Raw genomic sequence first — 16312 nt, forward strand, 5'->3', positions numbered from 1 at the left:
CCCTGAGGCCGGCGTGGCCACCGTCGTCCTGCTCTCCGCACGGCTCGGCGCGGTCCTGCCGGCCGCGGCCGTCCCGGCCCTGCGTTCGGCCACGGCCGTGCTCGCCACCGCCGAGCTCGCCGACCCGGCCGCCTGGGGCGCCGGCCCGCTCGTCGGTGACCCGCCCGCGGGCGCCGTCGTCCTCACGACCGACGCCGCGCACCCCGTCGTCGCGGCGGCCGAGGCCGTGATCGCGACGCCCGAGCCCGCGGGCGCCGCCCTGCTCGACGCGGTGGCCGTGATGGACCGGCTGCGGTCGCCGGGCGGCTGCCCGTGGGACGCCGAGCAGACGCACGCCTCGCTGCTGCAGTACCTCGTCGAGGAGGCCTACGAGCTGTACGAGGCCGTCGAGGACGGCGACCGCCCGGCGATGCGCGAGGAGCTGGGCGACGTCCTGCTGCAGGTGCTCTTCCACGCCCGGGTCGCCGCCGAGGACGCGACGGACCCGTTCGACGTCGACGCCGTCGCGGGGGACCTCGTGGCCAAGCTGGTCGGCCGGCATCCGCACGTGTTCGCCGGCAGCGAGACCGTCGACACCGCGGAGCGCCAGCAGCACCGGTGGGAGGAGCTCAAGCGGGCGGAGAAGCAGCGCGAGTCCAGCGTCGACGGGGTGCCGCTCGGGCAGCCCGCTGTCGCGCTCGCGGCCAAGCTCACCAGCCGTACCGCCCGTGCCGGGTTCCCGGCCGACCTGCTGCCCGCCGGCCCGGGCGTGGGGGAGGAGCTGTTCGCGCTCGCGGCGCGGGCCAAGCTCGCCGGGGTCGACCCCGAGGCCGAGCTGCGTGCGGCCGCGCGCCGCTTCGCCGAGCACGTGCGGCGGGCACAGCGGGCGGCCGCCGCGTCGGGCGCGGACGCGCACGCGCTCGACGGCGACGCCTGGCGCGCCGCGTGGGACGCCGTGGAGGCGGACGGGGACGGGGCCGGGCGGGCTCAGGCGAGCAGCGCGCTGCCCCAGTAGTCGCTGCCGTCGAGCCCGGGCGGGCAGGCGAACATCGCCGAGCCCGTGTGCTGCAGGTACTCCATCATCGGGTCCTGCTGGGCGAGCGCCCGTTGCATCGGCACGAACTGCGTCTGCGGGTCGCGGACGAACGCGATGAAGAACAGCCCCGCGTCGAGCCGGCCGCGGCCGTCGGTCCCGTCGACGAAGTTGTAGCCGCGGCGCAGGATGCGCACCCCGTTCAACGTCTCCGCCGACGCGAGCCGGATGTGCGCGTCGGCGGGGACGAGTGGTGTGCCGTCGGGCCCGCGGGCCGCCAGGTCGGCCTGGTCGAACTCGGAGGTCTTGCCCAGCGGGTTGCCCTCGCCCTTGCTGCGTCCGACGATCTGTTCCTGCTCCTGCAGCGACGTCCGGTCCCACGTCTCGATGTGCATGCGGATCCGGCGGGCGACGAGGTAGCTGCCGCCGGTCATCCACTCGGGGCCGTCGCCGGGCTGCACCCAGACGTGCTGGTCGAGCAGGTCGGGTTCCTCGGCCTTCAGGTTGTTGGTGCCGTCCTTGAAGCCGAACAGGTTCCGCGGCGTGGCCTGCGCCGTGGACGTCGACGACGTGCGCCCGAACCCGAGCTGCGACCAGCGCACCGATGTCGTCCCGAAGCCCGCCCGGACCATGTTGCGCACCGCGTGCACCGCGACCTGCGGGTCGTCGGCGCACGCCTGGATGCACAGGTCGCCGCCGCTGCGGGCGGGATCGAGGTTGTCGCCTGCGAACGGCGGCAGGTCGGCGAGTGCGGGTGGCCGCTGGTCCTGGAGCCCGAGCTTGTCGAAGAACGAGCCGCCGAAGCCGACGGTGATCGTCAGCGACGACGCCGGCAGCCCCAGTGCCTCGCCGGTGTCGGCGGGCGGCGCGAGGGGGTTGCCGCCGACGGCGCCGTTCTCGGCGGTCTCGCGCCCCTGGGTCATGCGTTCGGCCGCGCCCGTCCAGCGTCCGAGCAGCCGGGCGACGGCGACGCGGTCGGTCGTGGTCAGATCGAGGGCGACGAAGTGCAGCCGGTCCTGCGCCGGGGTGGCGATCCCGGCCTGGTGCACCCCGCGGAACGGGACGACGCCCGGGCGCGCAGGCTCGGCCGCCGAGCTGCCGGCCACGTAGCCGAGGGCGGCGGCGCCACCGGCGACGGCCACGCCGGCACCGGCCAGCCCGAACAGTGCCCGGCGGGAGAACCCGCCGCCACCCCCGCCCGGGCCGCCGCCCGCTTCGTCGGTCGGCGGGCTCGGGGGGACGGTGCGTTCGGTCTGGCCGGTGTCGGTCACAGGATGTCCGCTCAGCTGGTGACGACGGCGGCGACCTGGCTGATCGGCTCGCTCAGGGCGTCGACGGCGTCGGTCATCTTCTTCTTGTCGTCCTCGGTGAGCTCGGTGTAGAGCGTGAAGCCGTCGCCGGCGCGGTACTGCTCCAGCAGCGCGTCGACCGCGGCGAACCGCTCGTCGAGCTGCGGGCCGAGGGCCTTGTCCTTCTCGTCGATCACGGGGCGCAGCGCGGCGACCGCGGCCTGCGAGCCCTCGACGTTGGCCTTGAAGTCCCACAGGTCGGTGTGCGAGTAGCGGTCCTCCTCACCGGTGATCTTGCCGGTGGCGACCTCGTCCAGCAGCTCCTTGGCGCCGTTGGCCAGCTGGACCGGCGTCAGCTCCAGGGTCGCGACGCGGGCCTGCAGGTCCTTCATGTCGGCGACGAGCGCGTCGGCCATGGCGGCCGAGTCGGGCTGCAGGCCGCTCTCCCACAGGTCCTTCTCGAGGCGGTGGTACCCGGTGAACGGGACGCCGGGCTCGCCGTCGTCACGGCCGTCGACCTTCGGGTCGATGTCGCTGAACGACTCCGCGACCGGCTCGATGCGCTCCCAGTAGGTTCGCGAGACCGGGAAGAGCGCCTTGGCCTTGGCGACGTCGCCCGCCTTCACGGCGTCGGCGAACTCCTGCGTCTTCGGCACGAGCGCGTCGATCTGCGAGTTGACGTAGCGCTTGTAGCCCGCGGTGGCCTCGGCGAGGCGCGTGTTCTGGTCGACGGAGCGCTGTGCGTTGCCGGTGACGGTGAACGCGTCGCGGATGCCGTCGCCGACCATGCCGGGCTTGCAGGCGGTGGTGTAGGTGCCGCCGTCGGGGACCTCGACGATCAGGTTGCGGGTCAGCCCCGGACCGATGTTCTCGACCTCGCCCATGATCCGGTCGCCGGTGGCGTACAGGTAGAACTCGGTGACCTTGCTGCCGGTGTTGGTGACCGCGAACGAGATCGTCCCGGCGGGGGCCTCCTTGACGGACACGTCGCAGGCGGTGTCCGCGGCCTTGACGACGATCGGCCCGCCCTGGCCCGCGACCTCCTCCTTCGGTGGTGCGGTGCTGGTGCATCCGGCCAGCACGGCCGCCGCCGCGGCTGCGGCCAGCACGGAGGCCGCGGTCCTGCGTGACATGGTTCTCCTCGAGGTGTTCAGCGCTGTGACTGTCAGGTGGTGGCGACGGCGGCACGGCGCCGGCCGGGAAGCAGGAACAGGGTCAGCACCACGGCGACGTAGGCGACCCAGACGACCGCCTCGAGGACGGTGGTCTGCGGCGAGAAGTTGAAGATGCCCTTGAGCAGGGTGCCGTACCAGGAGTCGGCCGGGACGGCCGCGCTGACGTCGAACGCGAGGGTGTTGAGGCCGGGCAGGATGCCGGCCTCCTGCAGGTCGTGGACGCCGTAGGCGAGGATTCCGGCGGCGACGAAGATCAGCAGCAGCCCGGTGACGGTGAAGAACTTCCCGAGGTCGATCTTCACGGCGCCGCGGTAGATGAGGTAGGCGAGCGCGATCGCGATCGCGATGCCGACGAGGAACCCGATCAACGGCTGCAGCGTCTCGCCCGCGGCCTCCGCGGCGGAGAAGAAGAACACCGCGGTCTCGAGGCCCTCGCGGCCGACGGCCAGTGCCGCCATGACGACGACGGCGACCGGCCCGATCCGCAGCGCGTCCTCGAGCCGGCCCTGCAGCTCCGACGACAGCGCCCGCGCGTTGCGCCGCATCCAGAAGATCATCCAGGTGACGAAGGCGACGGCGACGATCGAGAGCGTCCCGCCGAGCGCCTCCTGCGCCTCGAACGTGAGCGCCTGCTGGGTGAGCGTCAGCGCGAGGGTGACGCCGACGGACACGGCCACCGCGATCGCGACGCCCAGCCAGACCTTGGGCAGCTCGGCACGCCGGTCGGTGCGGACGAGGAACGCGACCAGGATGCTCACGACGAGCGCGGCCTCGAGGCCTTCCCGTAGCCCGATCAGGGCGTTGCCGAGCACGTTCGGGTCTCCATCCGCTTCGTTAGGTGAGGCTGCTCAGGTGCGCAGCGAGGCTAGCCTGAGTCCGGAGTCGGGCGGTAGTCCCGGTTCGCCACTTTGCGGTGGTTGATCTCGATGAGCGCGACGTCGTGTTCACAAAGCGGACGTTTCGGACGAAACGTGCAGATGATCGGACAGGCGTCGCCGAGCAGTGCCGATCATGATGAAAGGGACGTTGCTCCGATTCGACGGAATTCTCGGGGAGTAATCGAACAAACACCCGACAAATGGACGATCGACGCATTGCTCCGCTGTTATCCGAGGCTATTGACAGCCAATCGCAGGAATACCTAACTTCGTCTCGCCCGGCCGCGCGGAATGTGCGAGCCGGTGTCGCGGAAAGAAGGTCGTCGGGGTGCTCGCCACGTTCATCATCGGGCTGCGTGAAGGGCTCGAGGCATCCCTGATCGTGGGGATCATCGCGAGCTTCCTCGTCGCCCGCGGGCGCCGCGACGCCCTCCGGTCGGTGTGGATCGGCGTCGGCATCGCGATCCTTCTCTGCCTCGCCGTCGGGACCGTGCTGGAGATCGTCACGGCCGACCTGCCGCAGGCCGCGCAGGAGGGTCTCGAGACCGTCATCGGCCTGCTGGCCGTCGCGATGGTCACCTACATGGTCGTCTGGATGCGCCGGCACGCCCGCGGGATGCGCGGTGCGCTGGAGTCCTCGGCCGGCGCGGCGCTCGTCGCCGGGTCCACCACCGCACTGGTCGCCATGGCCTTCCTCGCCGTGCTCCGCGAGGGCTTCGAGACGGCGGTGTTCCTGCTCGCGGCGTTCCAGGCCTCGACGTCACCGCTGCTCGCGGGACTGGGTGCGCTGCTCGGCGTGCTCGTCGCCGTCGCGCTCGGCTACGGCATCTACCGCGGCGGCGTGAAGCTCGACATGGCCCGGTTCTTCCGGGTCACCGGCGCCGTGCTCGTGATCGTGGCCGGGGGGCTGCTGATGACGGCGGCGCACACCGCGCACGAGGCCGGCTGGATCGACATCGGCCAGACGCGCGCGTTCGACCTGTCCTGGCTCGTCCTGCCCGGCACGCCCGTCTCGTCCCTGCTGACCGGCGTCCTCGGCATCCAGCCCTACCCGGTGGTCCTCGAGGTCCTCGTCTGGCTGGTCTACGTCGTCCCGCTGTTGGTCTACGTGCTCGCTCCCACCACGAAGCGGCGCAGGCCGGCTCCGCAGCCGGTCGCCTGACCCCCCACCCCGTTCCACCATCGAGGAGCACGACCCGTGACCCCCACCCGATCCCGCGCGGCCTGCGCCGCCGCCGCGGTGCTCTCCGCCGGGCTGCTCGCCGCGGCCTGCGCGAGCTCGCCGCAGCCGTCCGCGGGCGGCCCGCCCGCGACGAACGTCTCGATCGAGATCAGCGACGCCGGCTGCGGCCCGAACCCCGCCACCGTTCCGACGGGCCCGGTGAACTTCGCGGTGACCAACCCGGCGTCGGACAAGGTGACCGAGGCCGAGGTACTGGGCGGCGGCAAGATCCTCGGTGAGAAGGAGAACATCACCCCCGGCCTCGACGGCGCCTTCTCGCTGCGCCTGGACCCCGGCACCTACAGCGTCTACTGCCCGGGCGCGGCCAAGGACACATGGGCGTTCACCGTGCAGGGCAACGGGTCCGCCGCGGCGGACACTTCGCTCACCGCCGCGACGCAGGCCTGCCACGACTACGTCGTGACCGAGGTCGGCCAGCTGCAGACCGCCGCGAAGACCTTCACCGACGCCGTGCGTGCCGGGGACATTTCTGCTGCCGAGCAGGCGTACGCCCCGGCCCGGGTGCACTACGAGAGCATCGAGCCCGTCGCCGAGAGCTTCGGCGACCTCGACCCCGCGATCGACGCCCGGATCGACGACGTCACCGACCCGACGCAGTGGACCGGCTTCCACCGGATCGAGAAGGCGCTGTGGGCCGACCACTCGCTCGCGGGGATGGCGCCCGTCGCCGACAAGCTCGACGCCGACATCGCGACGCTGAAGGCGAAGGTCGCGACGAACACCTACCAGCCCGCCGAGCTCGCCAACGGCGCGTCGGACCTGCTCACCGAGGTCTCGACCAGCAAGGTCACCGGTGAGGAGGACCGCTACTCGCACACCGACCTGTGGGACTTCGCCGCGAACATCGACGGCGCCCGCAAGGCGTTCGAGCTGCTGCAGCCCGCCCTCGCCGCCACGGACCCCGACCTGGCCCAGCAGCTCGAGGCCCGGTTCACCGACGTCGTCAACGGGCTCGCGAAGTACAGGTCCGGCAACGGCTACGAGGACTACGGCGCCGTCACCGACACGGACCGGCGCTCGCTCGCGGACTCGGTCAACGCGCTGGCCGAGCCGCTCTCGCAGGTCGCGGGAAAGGTGGTCTGACGCACCCCATGGAACTGTCCCGGCGCCGGCTCCTGCAGGGCATCGCGGGGGCCGGCGCCGCCGGCGCGGGACTGGCCCTCGCGGGCTGTGCCCCGTCGGCGGCCGCCGCACCGACCGACGTCGTCGACTTCCACGGCCCGCACCAGGCCGGCATCGCCACGGCCGTGCAGGACCGGTTGGCGTTCATGACGTTCGACGTCACCTCCACGAGCCGCGCGGACGTCGTCGAGTTGCTGAAGAGCTGGACGACGGCGGCGGAGGCGATGACCCGGGGCGCAGCCGTCCCCGGCGCCCCGCCCGACGACCAGGTGCCGCCCGCCGACACCGGCGAGGCCGCCGGCCTGCCCGCCGCGCGGCTGACCGTCACCGTCGGCTTCGGGCCGTCGCTGTTCACCGGCCCGGACGGCTCCGACCGCTTCGGCCTGGCCGCCCGCCGTCCCGCCGCGTTCGTGCCGCTGCCCGCGCTCCCCGGCGAGCTGCTCGACCCCGCCCGCAGCGGCGGCGACATCGCCGTCCAGGCGTGTTCCGACGACCCGCAGGTCGCGTTCCACGCCGTGCGCAACCTCGCCCGGATCGGGCGCGGCACCGTCGTCGCCCGGTGGGCGGAGCTGGGGTTCGGCAAGACGTCGTCGACCCAGGGGTCGGCCGACGGCGACCCCGGCGGGACCCCGCGCAACCTCATGGGGTTCAAGGACGGCACCCGTAACATCGTCGGCACCGACGACGCCGCGCTCGACCAGCACGTCTGGGTCGCCGACGCCGACGGGCAGGGCTGGCTCGGCGGCGGCAGCTACCTCGTCGCCCGCCGGATCCGCATGTTCGTCGAACCGTGGGACCGTGACCGGCTCGGCGACCAGGAGGCCGTCTTCGGCCGGTTCAAGGACTCCGGCGCACCGCTGACGGGCAAGGCCGAGTTCGACGCGCCCGACTACGCCGCGACGGGCGCCGACGGGCCCGTCATCCCCGCGAACGCCCACATCAGGCTCGCCTCGCCGGAGAACAACGGCGGCCTGCGCATCCTGCGGCGCGGCTACTCCTACACCGACGGGATCGACGCCACGACCGGCACCCTCGACGCCGGGCTGTTCTTCCTCGCCTACATGCGCGACCCGAACCAGTTCGTGACGTTGCAACGCAAGCTCGGCACCAGCGACGCGCTCAACGAGTACATCCGCCACGTCGGTTCGGGACTGTTCGCGGTGCCGCCGGGAACCTCCGGCCCCGACGACTGGTGGGGCCGCGCCCTGTTCTCCTGATCGTGAGCGGGCCGTCAGGCCGGCTCGGCCCGGTCCATGGCGACGCGGGCCCGCAGCTCGCCGAGCGCCTCCTGGTACTCCGGCCGGGGGTCCATCGCGGCGGCCATCTTGAGCTGCGCCAACGCCTCGGACAGCCGGGCCTGGCGCTGGAAGGTCTTGCCGAGCGCGAACCGCGCATAGTGATCGGCCGGGTCGAGCTCGAGCACCCGGCTGAACGCCTGCTCGGCGCGGAGCAGCTGCGCCGAGTCGAAGTAGGCGCGCCCGGCGAGCAGGTGCACGGAGGCGTCGTTCGGCTGGCTGTCGAGCACCGGTCCGAGCGCCTGCAGCGCGTCGAGCGGGCGCCGGTCCGACAGCAGCAGCTCCGCGCGGCGGAACGACGCGAAGACGTCGTGGACGGTCCCGGACCGGTCGTCGTCGGGCTCCGGTGCGTCTGATCCCCGCGGCATCGTCATGGTCGTTCCACGGTAGGGGGCGGGCAGGGGATCCGCGAGGCTTGACAACGCGCCGCGCGGCCGCTCGCGCGAAAGGGTGCGACACCACACGGGTTCCTGCGCGGTGCCGCCGTTCGGGCCGGTTAGGCTGGCCCACCGGATCCACGGCACAACCGCAGGAACGGGAGCACTGGTGGCGGTCATCGAGCAGGTCGGCGCACGCGAGATCCTCGACTCGCGAGGGAACCCGACGGTCGAGGTGGAGGTCGCCCTCGACGACGGCACCCTCGCCAGGGCCGCGGTCCCGTCCGGCGCCTCGACCGGTGAGCACGAGGCCGTCGAGCTGCGCGACGGCGACGCGAAGCGCTACGGCGGCAAGGGCGTCGAGAAGGCCGTCGCCGCGGTGCTCGACGAGATCGGCCCGGAGCTGACCGGCATGGAGGCGGTCGACCAGCGCCTCGTCGACCAGCGCCTCGTCGACCTCGACGGCACCCCCGACAAGTCCCGCCTCGGCGCGAACGCCCTGCTCGGGGTGTCGCTGGCCGTCGCGAAGGCGGCGGCGGAGTCGTCGGGCCTGGAGCTGTTCCGCTACGTCGGCGGCCCCAACGCGCACGTGCTGCCGGTGCCGATGATGAACATCCTCAACGGTGGCGCGCACGCCGACACCTCGGTCGACGTGCAGGAGTTCATGATCGCGCCGATCGGTGCGGAGTCGTTCCGCGAGGCGCTGCGCTGGGGGGCCGAGGTCTACCACGCGCTCAAGGCGGTGCTGAAGAAGAACGGCCTGGCCACGGGCCTCGGCGACGAGGGCGGCTTCGCGCCCGACGTCGCGGGCGGCACCCGCGGAGCGCTGGAGCTGATCTCCAGCGCCATCGAGACCACCGGTTTCTCGCTGGGCACCGACGTCGTGCTCGCGCTCGACGTCGCGGCCACGGAGTTCTTCGAGAAGGGCTCCTACAGCTACGAGGGCAAGCAGCTGGGCTCGGCGGAGCTGTCGGCCGTGTGGGCCGGCCTCGTCGACGAGTTCCCGCTGGTCTCGATCGAGGACCCGCTGGCGGAGGACGACTGGGACGGCTGGGTGTCGCTGACCGAGTCGATCGGCGGCAAGGTCCAGCTCGTCGGCGACGACCTGTTCGTCACCAACCCCGAGCGTCTCGAGGACGGCATCCTGCGCGGCGCCGCGAACGCGCTGCTGGTCAAGGTCAACCAGATCGGCACGCTGTCAGAGACCCTCGACGCGGTGACGCTGGCCCAGTCGGCCGGCTACCGCTGCATGATGAGCCACCGCTCCGGCGAGACCGAGGACACCACGATCGCCGACCTGGCCGTCGCCACCTCCTGCGGCCAGATCAAGACCGGCGCGCCCGCGCGGTCCGAGCGGGTCGCCAAGTACAACCAGCTCCTGCGCATCGAGGAGGCACTGGGCGACGCCGCGCGTTACGCCGGCGAGCTGGCCTTCCCGCGGTACGCGGTACCGCAGGGCTGAGCGTGCCCGCAGCGGCCGAGGAGCGGGCCCGGTCCCGGGGCGACCGGGGCCGCGGATCGGCTGCCGCACGCCCGTCGCCCACCAGCCGTCGCGCACGCGAGCCGCAGCTCACCCGGTCCCGCTCGCGCGGCGTCGTCGCCGCGACGACGGGGTTCCTGGGCGTCTCCTCGACGCGCCGGGCGGCGATCCTCGCCGTCGTCGTGTGCGCGCTGGCGCTCACCGTGGCGGTGCCGCTGCGCAACTACGTGGCGCAGCGTCAGCAGCTCGCCGACATGGACCGTCAGCAGCAGCAGCTCGCCGCGCAGGTCGACCAGCTCAACCAGGAACGTGCCCGGCTCTCCGATCCCGACGAGGTCTCGGCGCAGGCCCGCAGCCGGCTCGGGTACGTCATGCCCGGCGAGGTGCCCTACGTCGTCGAGCTGCCGGTCCCGCCGCCGAGCCCCGACGAGATCGCCGCGGGTCAGCCATGGTTCCAGCGACTCTGGAACGACGTGTCGAAAGGTTCCCCCGCACCGTGACCTCCCCGGCTCCCTCGATCTCCGACGCCGACCGGGCCGCCGTGACCGCCCAGCTCGGGCGGGCGCCGCGCGCGGTTCGCGAGGTCGCGCACCGCTGCCCGTGCGGGCTGCCGTCGGTCGTCGCCACCTCGCCGCGGCTGGAGGACGGAACCCCGTTCCCGACGCTGTTCTACCTCACCTGTTCGCGGCTGGCGTCGAAGCTGGGCACGCTCGAGGCCGACGGCCGGATGCGCGAGATGACCGAGCGGCTGCGGACCGACCCCGAGCTCGCCGCGGCCTACCAGCGCGCGCACGAGGCCTACCTCGCCGAACGCGACGCGATCGAGCCGCTGGGCACCGACGTCAGTGCGGGCGGGATGCCCGGGCGGGTCAAGTGCCTGCACGTGCACGCCGGGCACTCGCTCGCGCGCGGGCGCGGCATCAACCCGTTCGGCGACGAGGCGCTCGACGAGGTCGGCGAGTGGTGGGCCGCGGGGCCGTGCGTGCACGTCGACCGGCCGGGCGACGAGACCGCTACCCGGGACTGACCCGCTCGACCAGGGCCTCGCTGTGCGCCGCGGCGGGCAGCGTGCCCGCGGTGCGCCACGGCCCGTCGGGCAGGAAGCGCGACGACACGAACGCCGACGCGACCTCCTCCGGCGCGAACCGCAGCAGCAGCGAGCCCTGCATGCACAGCGCCAGCAGCTCGGCGAGCCTGCGGGCCGTGCGCTGCTCGCGCGAGCGCAGCTCGGTCCGCAGCTCGGTGCGGGCCCGGTCGAACCACGAGTCCGCCCCGGCCGCCGCGTCGATCTCGCGCAGCACGGCCTCCTGCGAGTCCGGCTCGCGGGTGACGGCGCGCAGCACGTCGAGCGCGGTGACGTTGCCCGAGCCCTCCCACACCGAGTTGAGCGGCGCCTCGCGGTAGAGCCGCGGCATCCCCGACTCCTCGACGTACCCGTTGCCGCCCAGACATTCCAGCGCCTCCGCGACGACCGCCGGGGCCCGCTTGCAGACGAGGTACTTCGACGCGGGCAGCGCCAGCCGCAGGAAGTCGGTCTCACCCCGGTCGACCGCGCCCGCGAGCCGCATCGTCAGCGCGGTCGCGGCCTCGGACTCCAGCGCCAGGTCGGCCACGACCGCCTGCATCAGCGGCTGGTCGACGAGCCGCTCGCCGAACGCGCGACGGTGCGTCACGTGGTGCACGGCCTCGGTCAGCGCGGCCCGGATGACCGACGCCGACCCGATCACGCAGTCCAGCCGCGTCATCGAGACCATCTCGATGATCGTGACGACGCCGCGGCCCTCCTCGCCGAGCCGCCAGCCGACCGCGTCGTCGTACTCCAGCTCCGCCGACGCGTTGGACCTGTTGCCCAGCTTGTCCTTGAGCCGCTGCAGCCGGATCGCGTTGCGCGTGCCGTCGGGAAGGACGCGCGGGAGCACGAAGCAGGTCAACCCTGCCGGGGCCTGGGCCAGCGTCAGGAACAGGTCGTTCATCGGGGCGGAGGTGAACCACTTGTGCCCGGTCAGCCGGTAGGTACCGTCGGATGACGGGGTGGCGACGGTGGTGCCGGCCCGCACGTCGGACCCGCCCTGCTTCTCGGTCATCGACATGCCCGCGAGCAGGCCGGTCTTGCTGTCGGGACGGGCGAGGCCGGGCTGGTACTCGCGTGCGGTGAGGCCGGGGACGTAGGCCGCGGCGAGCTCGTCGTCGTGGCGCAGCGCCGGGACCGACGCGTAGGTCATCGAGATCGGGCAGCAGTGCCCCTGCTCCAGCTGTCCGACCAGGTAGAACCCCGCGGCCCGCGCCACGTGCGCGCCCGTCCCCGGGGCGGCCAGCCACGGCGCCGCGTGCAGACCCCAGCCGACGGACAGGTCCATCAGGGTGTGCCACGACGGGTGGAACTCGACCTCGTCGACACGGTGCCCGTAGCGGTCGTGGGTGCGCAGGATCGGGTGGTTCTCGTTGGCCAGCCGGGCGTGCTCGCGGTACTCCGGCGACGCGATCCGCTCGCCCAGCTGGCGCATCGTCGGGAGGGCGCCGCCCGCACCCTCCCGCTCGACGGCGTCGACGAGCGCGGGGTCGCAGGCCAGCGGGTCGTACCCGGACAGCGGAGGTGGCTGGTTGGTGACCTCGTGCGTCCCGAGGTCGACGCCCGGTCCGGGCGGCACGGGTTCGGCGCGGACGGTGCGCGGCACGCGGGGCCGGGTGGTCGAGGGCGCCGGACCGGCGATCGGGTCGTCGTCGCGTCCGCTCCCGGCCGGAGCCGCCCGTCCGCCCTGCGACGCGCCGCTCGGCCGGGCGCCGTAGTGCGGGGTGCTCCCGTGCCGGGAGCTCTCGGCCCCGGTGCCGGTGCCGGGGGAGTCGTCGGTCGTCGCGCGCGCGTCGGTTCCGGTGCTGTCGGTTCCGGTGCTGTCGATCCCGGTGATGTCGATGCGCGGCAACGCTGCGCCACCCTCGACCGGCTCGGTCGGCCCGGCCGGTCGCGGGGCGGGTACCGCGGACCCGGCGTCCACCGCCGCCCCGCGGTCGTGTGTGTCGCGGGTGCCGCCCTCCGGGGTGCGGCTGGCTGCCCGGCCGCGCCCGGCCGTGTCCCGCGTCGCCCGCCCGCCCCCGTGCGATTCTGCGCTGACCACGGTGCGAGGGTAGCGGCGAGTCCACCCGTTCGGGGCCGTCCACGCACGAACGCGGGCACCGTGCCGCGTACGGTGACGCAGGTCCGGCCCGCGATCGCGTGAGGAGTCTCGATGCCCCGGGTGGCTGCCATCGACTGCGGGACGAACTCGATCCGTCTGCTCGTCGCCGACGTGACCGCCGGTTCCGGCGGGTTCGACCTGCGCGACGTGCACCGCGAGATGCGGATCGTCCGGCTGGGCAAGGGCGTCGACGCCACCGGGAGGCTCGATCCCGAGGCGCTCGAGCGCACCCGCGCGGCGCTCGTCGACTACACGGCGATCCTGCGCCGCAAGGGCGCCGAGCGGGTGCGGATGGTCGCGACCTCGGCCACGCGCGACGCCTCGAACCGCGAGGACTTCTTCGGGATGGTCCGCGACGTGCTCGGCACCGACGCCGAGGTCATCAGCGGCGACGAGGAGGCGACGCTGTCCTTCGTCGGCGCCGTGGGTGACCTCGACCCGGCTGACGGGCCGTTCGTCGTCGTCGACGTCGGCGGCGGCTCCACCGAGCTCGTCATCGGCGACCTCTCCGACGACGGCACCGCCACCGTCCGCGCCGCCCGCAGCGTCGACGTGGGCAGTGTCCGGCTCACCGAGCGCTGCCTGCCCGGCGACCCGCCGTCGGCCGACGACGTCGCCGCCGCCCGCGAGACGGCCGCCGGAATCCTCGACGCCGCGTTCGACGCCGTCCCGCTCGACGGTGCGGCGACGTGGGTCGGCGTCGCCGGGACGATCACGACGCTGTCGGGGATCGCGCAGGACCTGCCGGAGTACGACCCGGTGGCCGTGCACCTGTCCCGGCTCACCCGCGCCGACCTGCACGCGCTGGCCGACCGGCTCGTGACGGCGACACGGCCCGAGCGCGAGGCGATGGGGGCGCTGCACCCCGGCCGGGTCGACGTCATCGGCGCCGGCGCGATCATCGTCTCCGTGCTCGCCGACGAGCTGCACGCCCGCACCGGCATCGAGGAGATCGTGGTCTCCGAGCACGACATCCTCGACGGCATCGCCCGCTCGATCGCCTGACCCGCCGTCGTGTCCGCCCCCGCGACGCTCGCCCTCCTCGACGACGAGGTGTCGCGCTGCCGCGCGTGCCCCCGGCTGGTGGCCTGGCGGGAGAAGGTCGCCGCGGATAAGCGCGCCGCGTACCGCGACCAGACCTACTGGGGGCGGCCGGTCCCCGGCTTCGGTCCCGCCGACGCCGCGCTGCTGATCGTCGGGCTCGCGCCCGCCGCGCACGGCGGAAACCGCACCGGCCGGATGTTCACCGGCGACCGCTCCGGCGACGTCCTCTACGCCGCCCTGCACGCCGTCGGCCTGGCCAACCAGCCGATCGCCGTCTCGGCCGACGACGGGCTCGCCCTGCGCGGCACCAGGATCACCGCCCCGGTGCACTGCGCCCCGCCCGACAACAAGCCCACGACCGAGGAGCGCGACACCTGCCGCCGCTGGCTCGACGCCGAGCTCGCGCTGCTGGCGCCGACGTTGCGCACGGTCGTCGTGCTCGGGGCGTTCGGGTGGCAGTCGCTGCTGCCGGTGCTCGGCGAGAACGGGTGGGACGTCCCCCGGCCCCGGCCGCGCTTCGGGCACGGCGCGCACGTCGTCCTGACCGGGCGCCGGGGCCCGCTGCAGGTCTTCGGCAGCTACCACGTCAGCCAGCAGAACACCTTCACCGGGAAGCTCACGCCGGCGATGCTCGAGGACGTGCTCCGGGCCGCCGGCCGGTCCGCTGGTCTGATCGACGGCTGATCGGCCCGACCGGGGCGAGTATCACCCGAATGGTCGTCTTGACCGTCACAGGCGTGTGTCGTAACACGATCGGCCCCCTTGACTGGGTTTTCCAGGCTGTCTGGTGGGAAAATCCAGTCATGGCTCGGACCACCAGGATCGTCATCGTCGGCGGTGGCTACGTCGGCATGTACACCGCGCTGCGGCTGCAGAAGAAGCTGCGCCGCGGCGAGGCCGACGTCACGGTGATCGATCCGCAGTCCCACATGACCTACCAGCCCTTCCTCCCGGAGGCGGCCGCCGGGTCCATCGAGCCCCGGCACGTCGTCGTGCCGCTGCGCCGAGTGCTGCGGGGCTGCCATGTCGTCACCGGACGCGTCACCTCGATCAGCCACGAGAAGCGCGAGGTCGTCGCCGAGCTCGCGGCCGGGAACGAGGCCACGTTCGGCTACGACGTGCTCGTCGTCGCGCCCGGGTCGGTCGCGCGCACGCTGCCCGTCCCCGGGCTGGCCGAGCACGGTATCGCGTTCAAGACCGTCGGCGAGGCCATCTACCTGCGCAACCACGTGCTCTCGCGGCTCGACGCCGCGTCGACGACCACCGACCCGCGGCTGCGTCGCAAGCTGCTGACGTTCCTCGTCGTGGGTGGTGGCTACGCGGGTATCGAGGCACTGGCAGAGCTGGCCGACATGGCCCGGCACGCCAGCAAGTACTACGAGAACGTCAACCGCGAGGACATCCGCTGGGTGCTCGTCGAGGCGGCCAACCGGATCATGCCGGAGGTCGGCCCGAAGCTCGGGCGCTACACCGTGGAGCGCCTGCTCGACGCCGACATCGAGGTCAACCTCGAGACCCGGGTCGTGTCCATGGTGGACGGTCACGTCGAGCTCGACGACGGCCAGTCGTTCGACACCGACACCATCATCTGGACCGCGGGCGTCAAGCCCAACCCGATGCTGGAGAACACCGACCTGCCCCGCGACGCCCGCGGCCGGGTCGACTGCACCGCGATGCTGCAGGTCGTCGGGATGCCCGACGTCTTCAGCGCCGGCGACTGCGCCTCGGTGCCCGACCTCTCCAAGGACGACCCCGAAGCCCGGACCAGCCCGTCGGCGCAGCACGCCGTCCGGCAGGCGAAGGTGCTGGGCGACAACCTCGTCGCCCACATCCGCGGCCGCAAGCTCAGCGAGTACCGGCACTCCTACGCCGGCTCGGTCGCCAGCCTCGGCCTGTACAAGGGTGTCGCGGAGATCTACGGCATCAAGCTGCGCGGGATCGTCGCCTGGTTCATGCACCGCACCTACCACGTGAGCCGGATGCCCACCTGGAACCGCCGGGTCCGGATCGTCTTCGACTGGACGGGCGCCCTGGTCCTGGGGCGCGAGGTCGTCGCGCTGGGGCAGATCCACGAGCCGCGCGCGGAGTTCAGCCGGGTCGCGGGCCCGCCCGCGCCGCGCCCGATGCCGCCCGCGGAGAACCCGGCGTCGGCACCGACGACGCAGGAGCGGGTCGTCAGCGGCGCCTGAGCACGGGCACCGTCGTCCTCGACGGGGCCGGTGGC

The 16312-nt window shown here is 73.2% G+C and carries 15 protein-coding genes; 10 read left to right on the forward strand and 5 right to left on the reverse strand.

Features of this window, described 5'->3' with window-relative positions:
* Positions 1 to 13 precede the first annotated feature (13 nt).
* A complete protein-coding gene (locus PSD17_RS17780) occupies positions 14 to 994 on the forward strand; it encodes a MazG family protein (protein ID WP_132975214.1) in 981 nt (326 codons plus the stop codon).
* Here PSD17_RS17780 and efeB (PSD17_RS17785) read toward each other — a convergent pair.
* From efeB (PSD17_RS17785) to efeU (PSD17_RS17795), 3 genes are all read right to left on the reverse strand, one after another.
* Positions 967 to 2178 (reverse strand): iron uptake transporter deferrochelatase/peroxidase subunit, encoded by a 1212-nt coding sequence (efeB, locus tag PSD17_RS17785; RefSeq protein ID WP_339123622.1) that lies wholly within the window; start codon positions 2176 to 2178, stop codon positions 967 to 969. The two genes, PSD17_RS17780 and efeB (PSD17_RS17785), sit on opposite strands and share 28 nt — an antisense overlap.
* Before the next feature lie 116 nt (positions 2179 to 2294).
* Positions 2295 to 3434: an iron uptake system protein EfeO gene (efeO, locus tag PSD17_RS17790; protein WP_013673084.1), complete on the reverse strand. Its 1140-nt coding sequence runs from the start codon at positions 3432 to 3434 to the stop codon at positions 2295 to 2297.
* A gap of 32 nt (positions 3435 to 3466) precedes the next feature.
* The gene (efeU, locus tag PSD17_RS17795; RefSeq protein ID WP_013673085.1) at positions 3467 to 4288 is read right to left on the reverse strand and encodes an iron uptake transporter permease EfeU; all 822 of its coding nucleotides are present in this window, start codon (positions 4286 to 4288) and stop codon (positions 3467 to 3469) included.
* Between the two features lie 394 nt (positions 4289 to 4682).
* On the opposite strand from efeU (PSD17_RS17795), the gene efeU (PSD17_RS17800) reads away from it, so the two are divergent.
* Genes efeU (PSD17_RS17800) through efeB (PSD17_RS17810) form a run of 3 tightly spaced genes read left to right on the forward strand, consistent with a single transcriptional unit; the run spans position 4683 to position 7936 of the window.
* Positions 4683 to 5516 (forward strand): iron uptake transporter permease EfeU, encoded by an 834-nt coding sequence (gene efeU / locus PSD17_RS17800; RefSeq protein WP_013673086.1) that lies wholly within the window; start codon positions 4683 to 4685, stop codon positions 5514 to 5516.
* Positions 5517 to 5552: 36 nt separating this feature from the next.
* Positions 5553 to 6680 carry an iron uptake system protein EfeO gene (gene efeO, locus PSD17_RS17805; RefSeq protein ID WP_339123613.1) on the forward strand — a complete coding sequence of 376 codons (1128 nt, stop codon included), beginning with the start codon at positions 5553 to 5555 and terminating at the stop codon, positions 6678 to 6680.
* A gap of 8 nt (positions 6681 to 6688) precedes the next feature.
* Positions 6689 to 7936: an iron uptake transporter deferrochelatase/peroxidase subunit gene (efeB, locus tag PSD17_RS17810; RefSeq protein ID WP_339123614.1), complete on the forward strand. Its 1248-nt coding sequence runs from the start codon at positions 6689 to 6691 to the stop codon at positions 7934 to 7936.
* A 14-nt stretch (positions 7937 to 7950) separates the two neighbouring features.
* Here efeB (PSD17_RS17810) and PSD17_RS17815 read toward each other — a convergent pair whose 3' ends face one another.
* Positions 7951 to 8388, reverse strand: a complete 438-nt coding sequence (locus tag PSD17_RS17815; RefSeq protein WP_013673089.1) for a tetratricopeptide repeat protein — start codon at positions 8386 to 8388, stop codon at positions 7951 to 7953.
* A 172-nt stretch (positions 8389 to 8560) separates the two neighbouring features.
* Between PSD17_RS17815 and eno the strand changes: the two genes are divergently transcribed.
* The 3 genes from eno to PSD17_RS17830 are packed head-to-tail and all read left to right on the forward strand — an operon-like array spanning position 8561 to position 10898.
* Positions 8561 to 9853, forward strand: a complete 1293-nt coding sequence (eno, locus tag PSD17_RS17820) for a phosphopyruvate hydratase (RefSeq protein WP_013673090.1) — start codon at positions 8561 to 8563, stop codon at positions 9851 to 9853.
* 2 nt (positions 9854 to 9855) lie between these two features.
* Positions 9856 to 10371 (forward strand): FtsB family cell division protein, encoded by a 516-nt coding sequence (locus tag PSD17_RS17825; protein WP_013673091.1) that lies wholly within the window; start codon positions 9856 to 9858, stop codon positions 10369 to 10371.
* The gene (locus tag PSD17_RS17830) at positions 10368 to 10898 is read left to right on the forward strand and encodes a DUF501 domain-containing protein (RefSeq protein WP_103384135.1); all 531 of its coding nucleotides are present in this window, start codon (positions 10368 to 10370) and stop codon (positions 10896 to 10898) included. Before PSD17_RS17825 ends, PSD17_RS17830 begins: the two co-directional genes overlap by 4 nt.
* Here the strand turns inward: PSD17_RS17830 and PSD17_RS17835 are convergent.
* On the reverse strand, positions 10885 to 12519 hold the full coding sequence (locus PSD17_RS17835; protein ID WP_339123623.1) for an acyl-CoA dehydrogenase family protein: 1635 nt from the start codon (positions 12517 to 12519) through the stop codon (positions 10885 to 10887). The genes PSD17_RS17830 and PSD17_RS17835 overlap by 14 nt on opposite strands.
* 576 nt (positions 12520 to 13095) lie before the next feature.
* On the opposite strand from PSD17_RS17835, the gene PSD17_RS17840 reads away from it, so the two are divergent.
* From PSD17_RS17840 to PSD17_RS17850, 3 genes are all read left to right on the forward strand, one after another.
* Entirely contained in the window at positions 13096 to 14049 is a 954-nt protein-coding gene (locus PSD17_RS17840) for a Ppx/GppA phosphatase family protein (protein ID WP_013673094.1), read from the forward strand.
* Positions 14050 to 14058: 9 nt separating this feature from the next.
* Positions 14059 to 14772, forward strand: a complete 714-nt coding sequence (locus tag PSD17_RS17845; protein WP_339123617.1) for a uracil-DNA glycosylase — start codon at positions 14059 to 14061, stop codon at positions 14770 to 14772.
* 119 nt (positions 14773 to 14891) lie between these two features.
* The gene (locus tag PSD17_RS17850; protein WP_041759281.1) at positions 14892 to 16277 is read left to right on the forward strand and encodes an NAD(P)/FAD-dependent oxidoreductase; all 1386 of its coding nucleotides are present in this window, start codon (positions 14892 to 14894) and stop codon (positions 16275 to 16277) included.
* Positions 16278 to 16312 lie beyond the last annotated feature (35 nt).

The sequence above is a fragment of the Pseudonocardia sp. D17 genome (assembly GCF_036984265.1).
GTDB classification, from domain to species: Bacteria; Actinomycetota; Actinomycetes; order Mycobacteriales; family Pseudonocardiaceae; genus Pseudonocardia; species Pseudonocardia benzenivorans.

Bases quoted from the DNA above. Each gene is read 5' to 3' on its own strand.
- efeB (WP_339123614.1), top strand. From the start codon at position 6,689: ATGGAACTGTCCCGGCGCCGGCTCCTGCAGGGCATCGCGGGGGCCGGC.
- efeO (WP_013673084.1), bottom strand. From the start codon at position 3,434: ATGTCACGCAGGACCGCGGCCTCCGTGCTGGCCGCAGCCGCGGCGGCG.
- PSD17_RS17815 (WP_013673089.1), bottom strand. From the start codon at position 8,388: ATGACGATGCCGCGGGGATCAGACGCACCGGAGCCCGACGACGACCGG.
- PSD17_RS17850 (WP_041759281.1), top strand. From the start codon at position 14,892: ATGGCTCGGACCACCAGGATCGTCATCGTCGGCGGTGGCTACGTCGGC.
- PSD17_RS17840 (WP_013673094.1), top strand. From the start codon at position 13,096: ATGCCCCGGGTGGCTGCCATCGACTGCGGGACGAACTCGATCCGTCTG.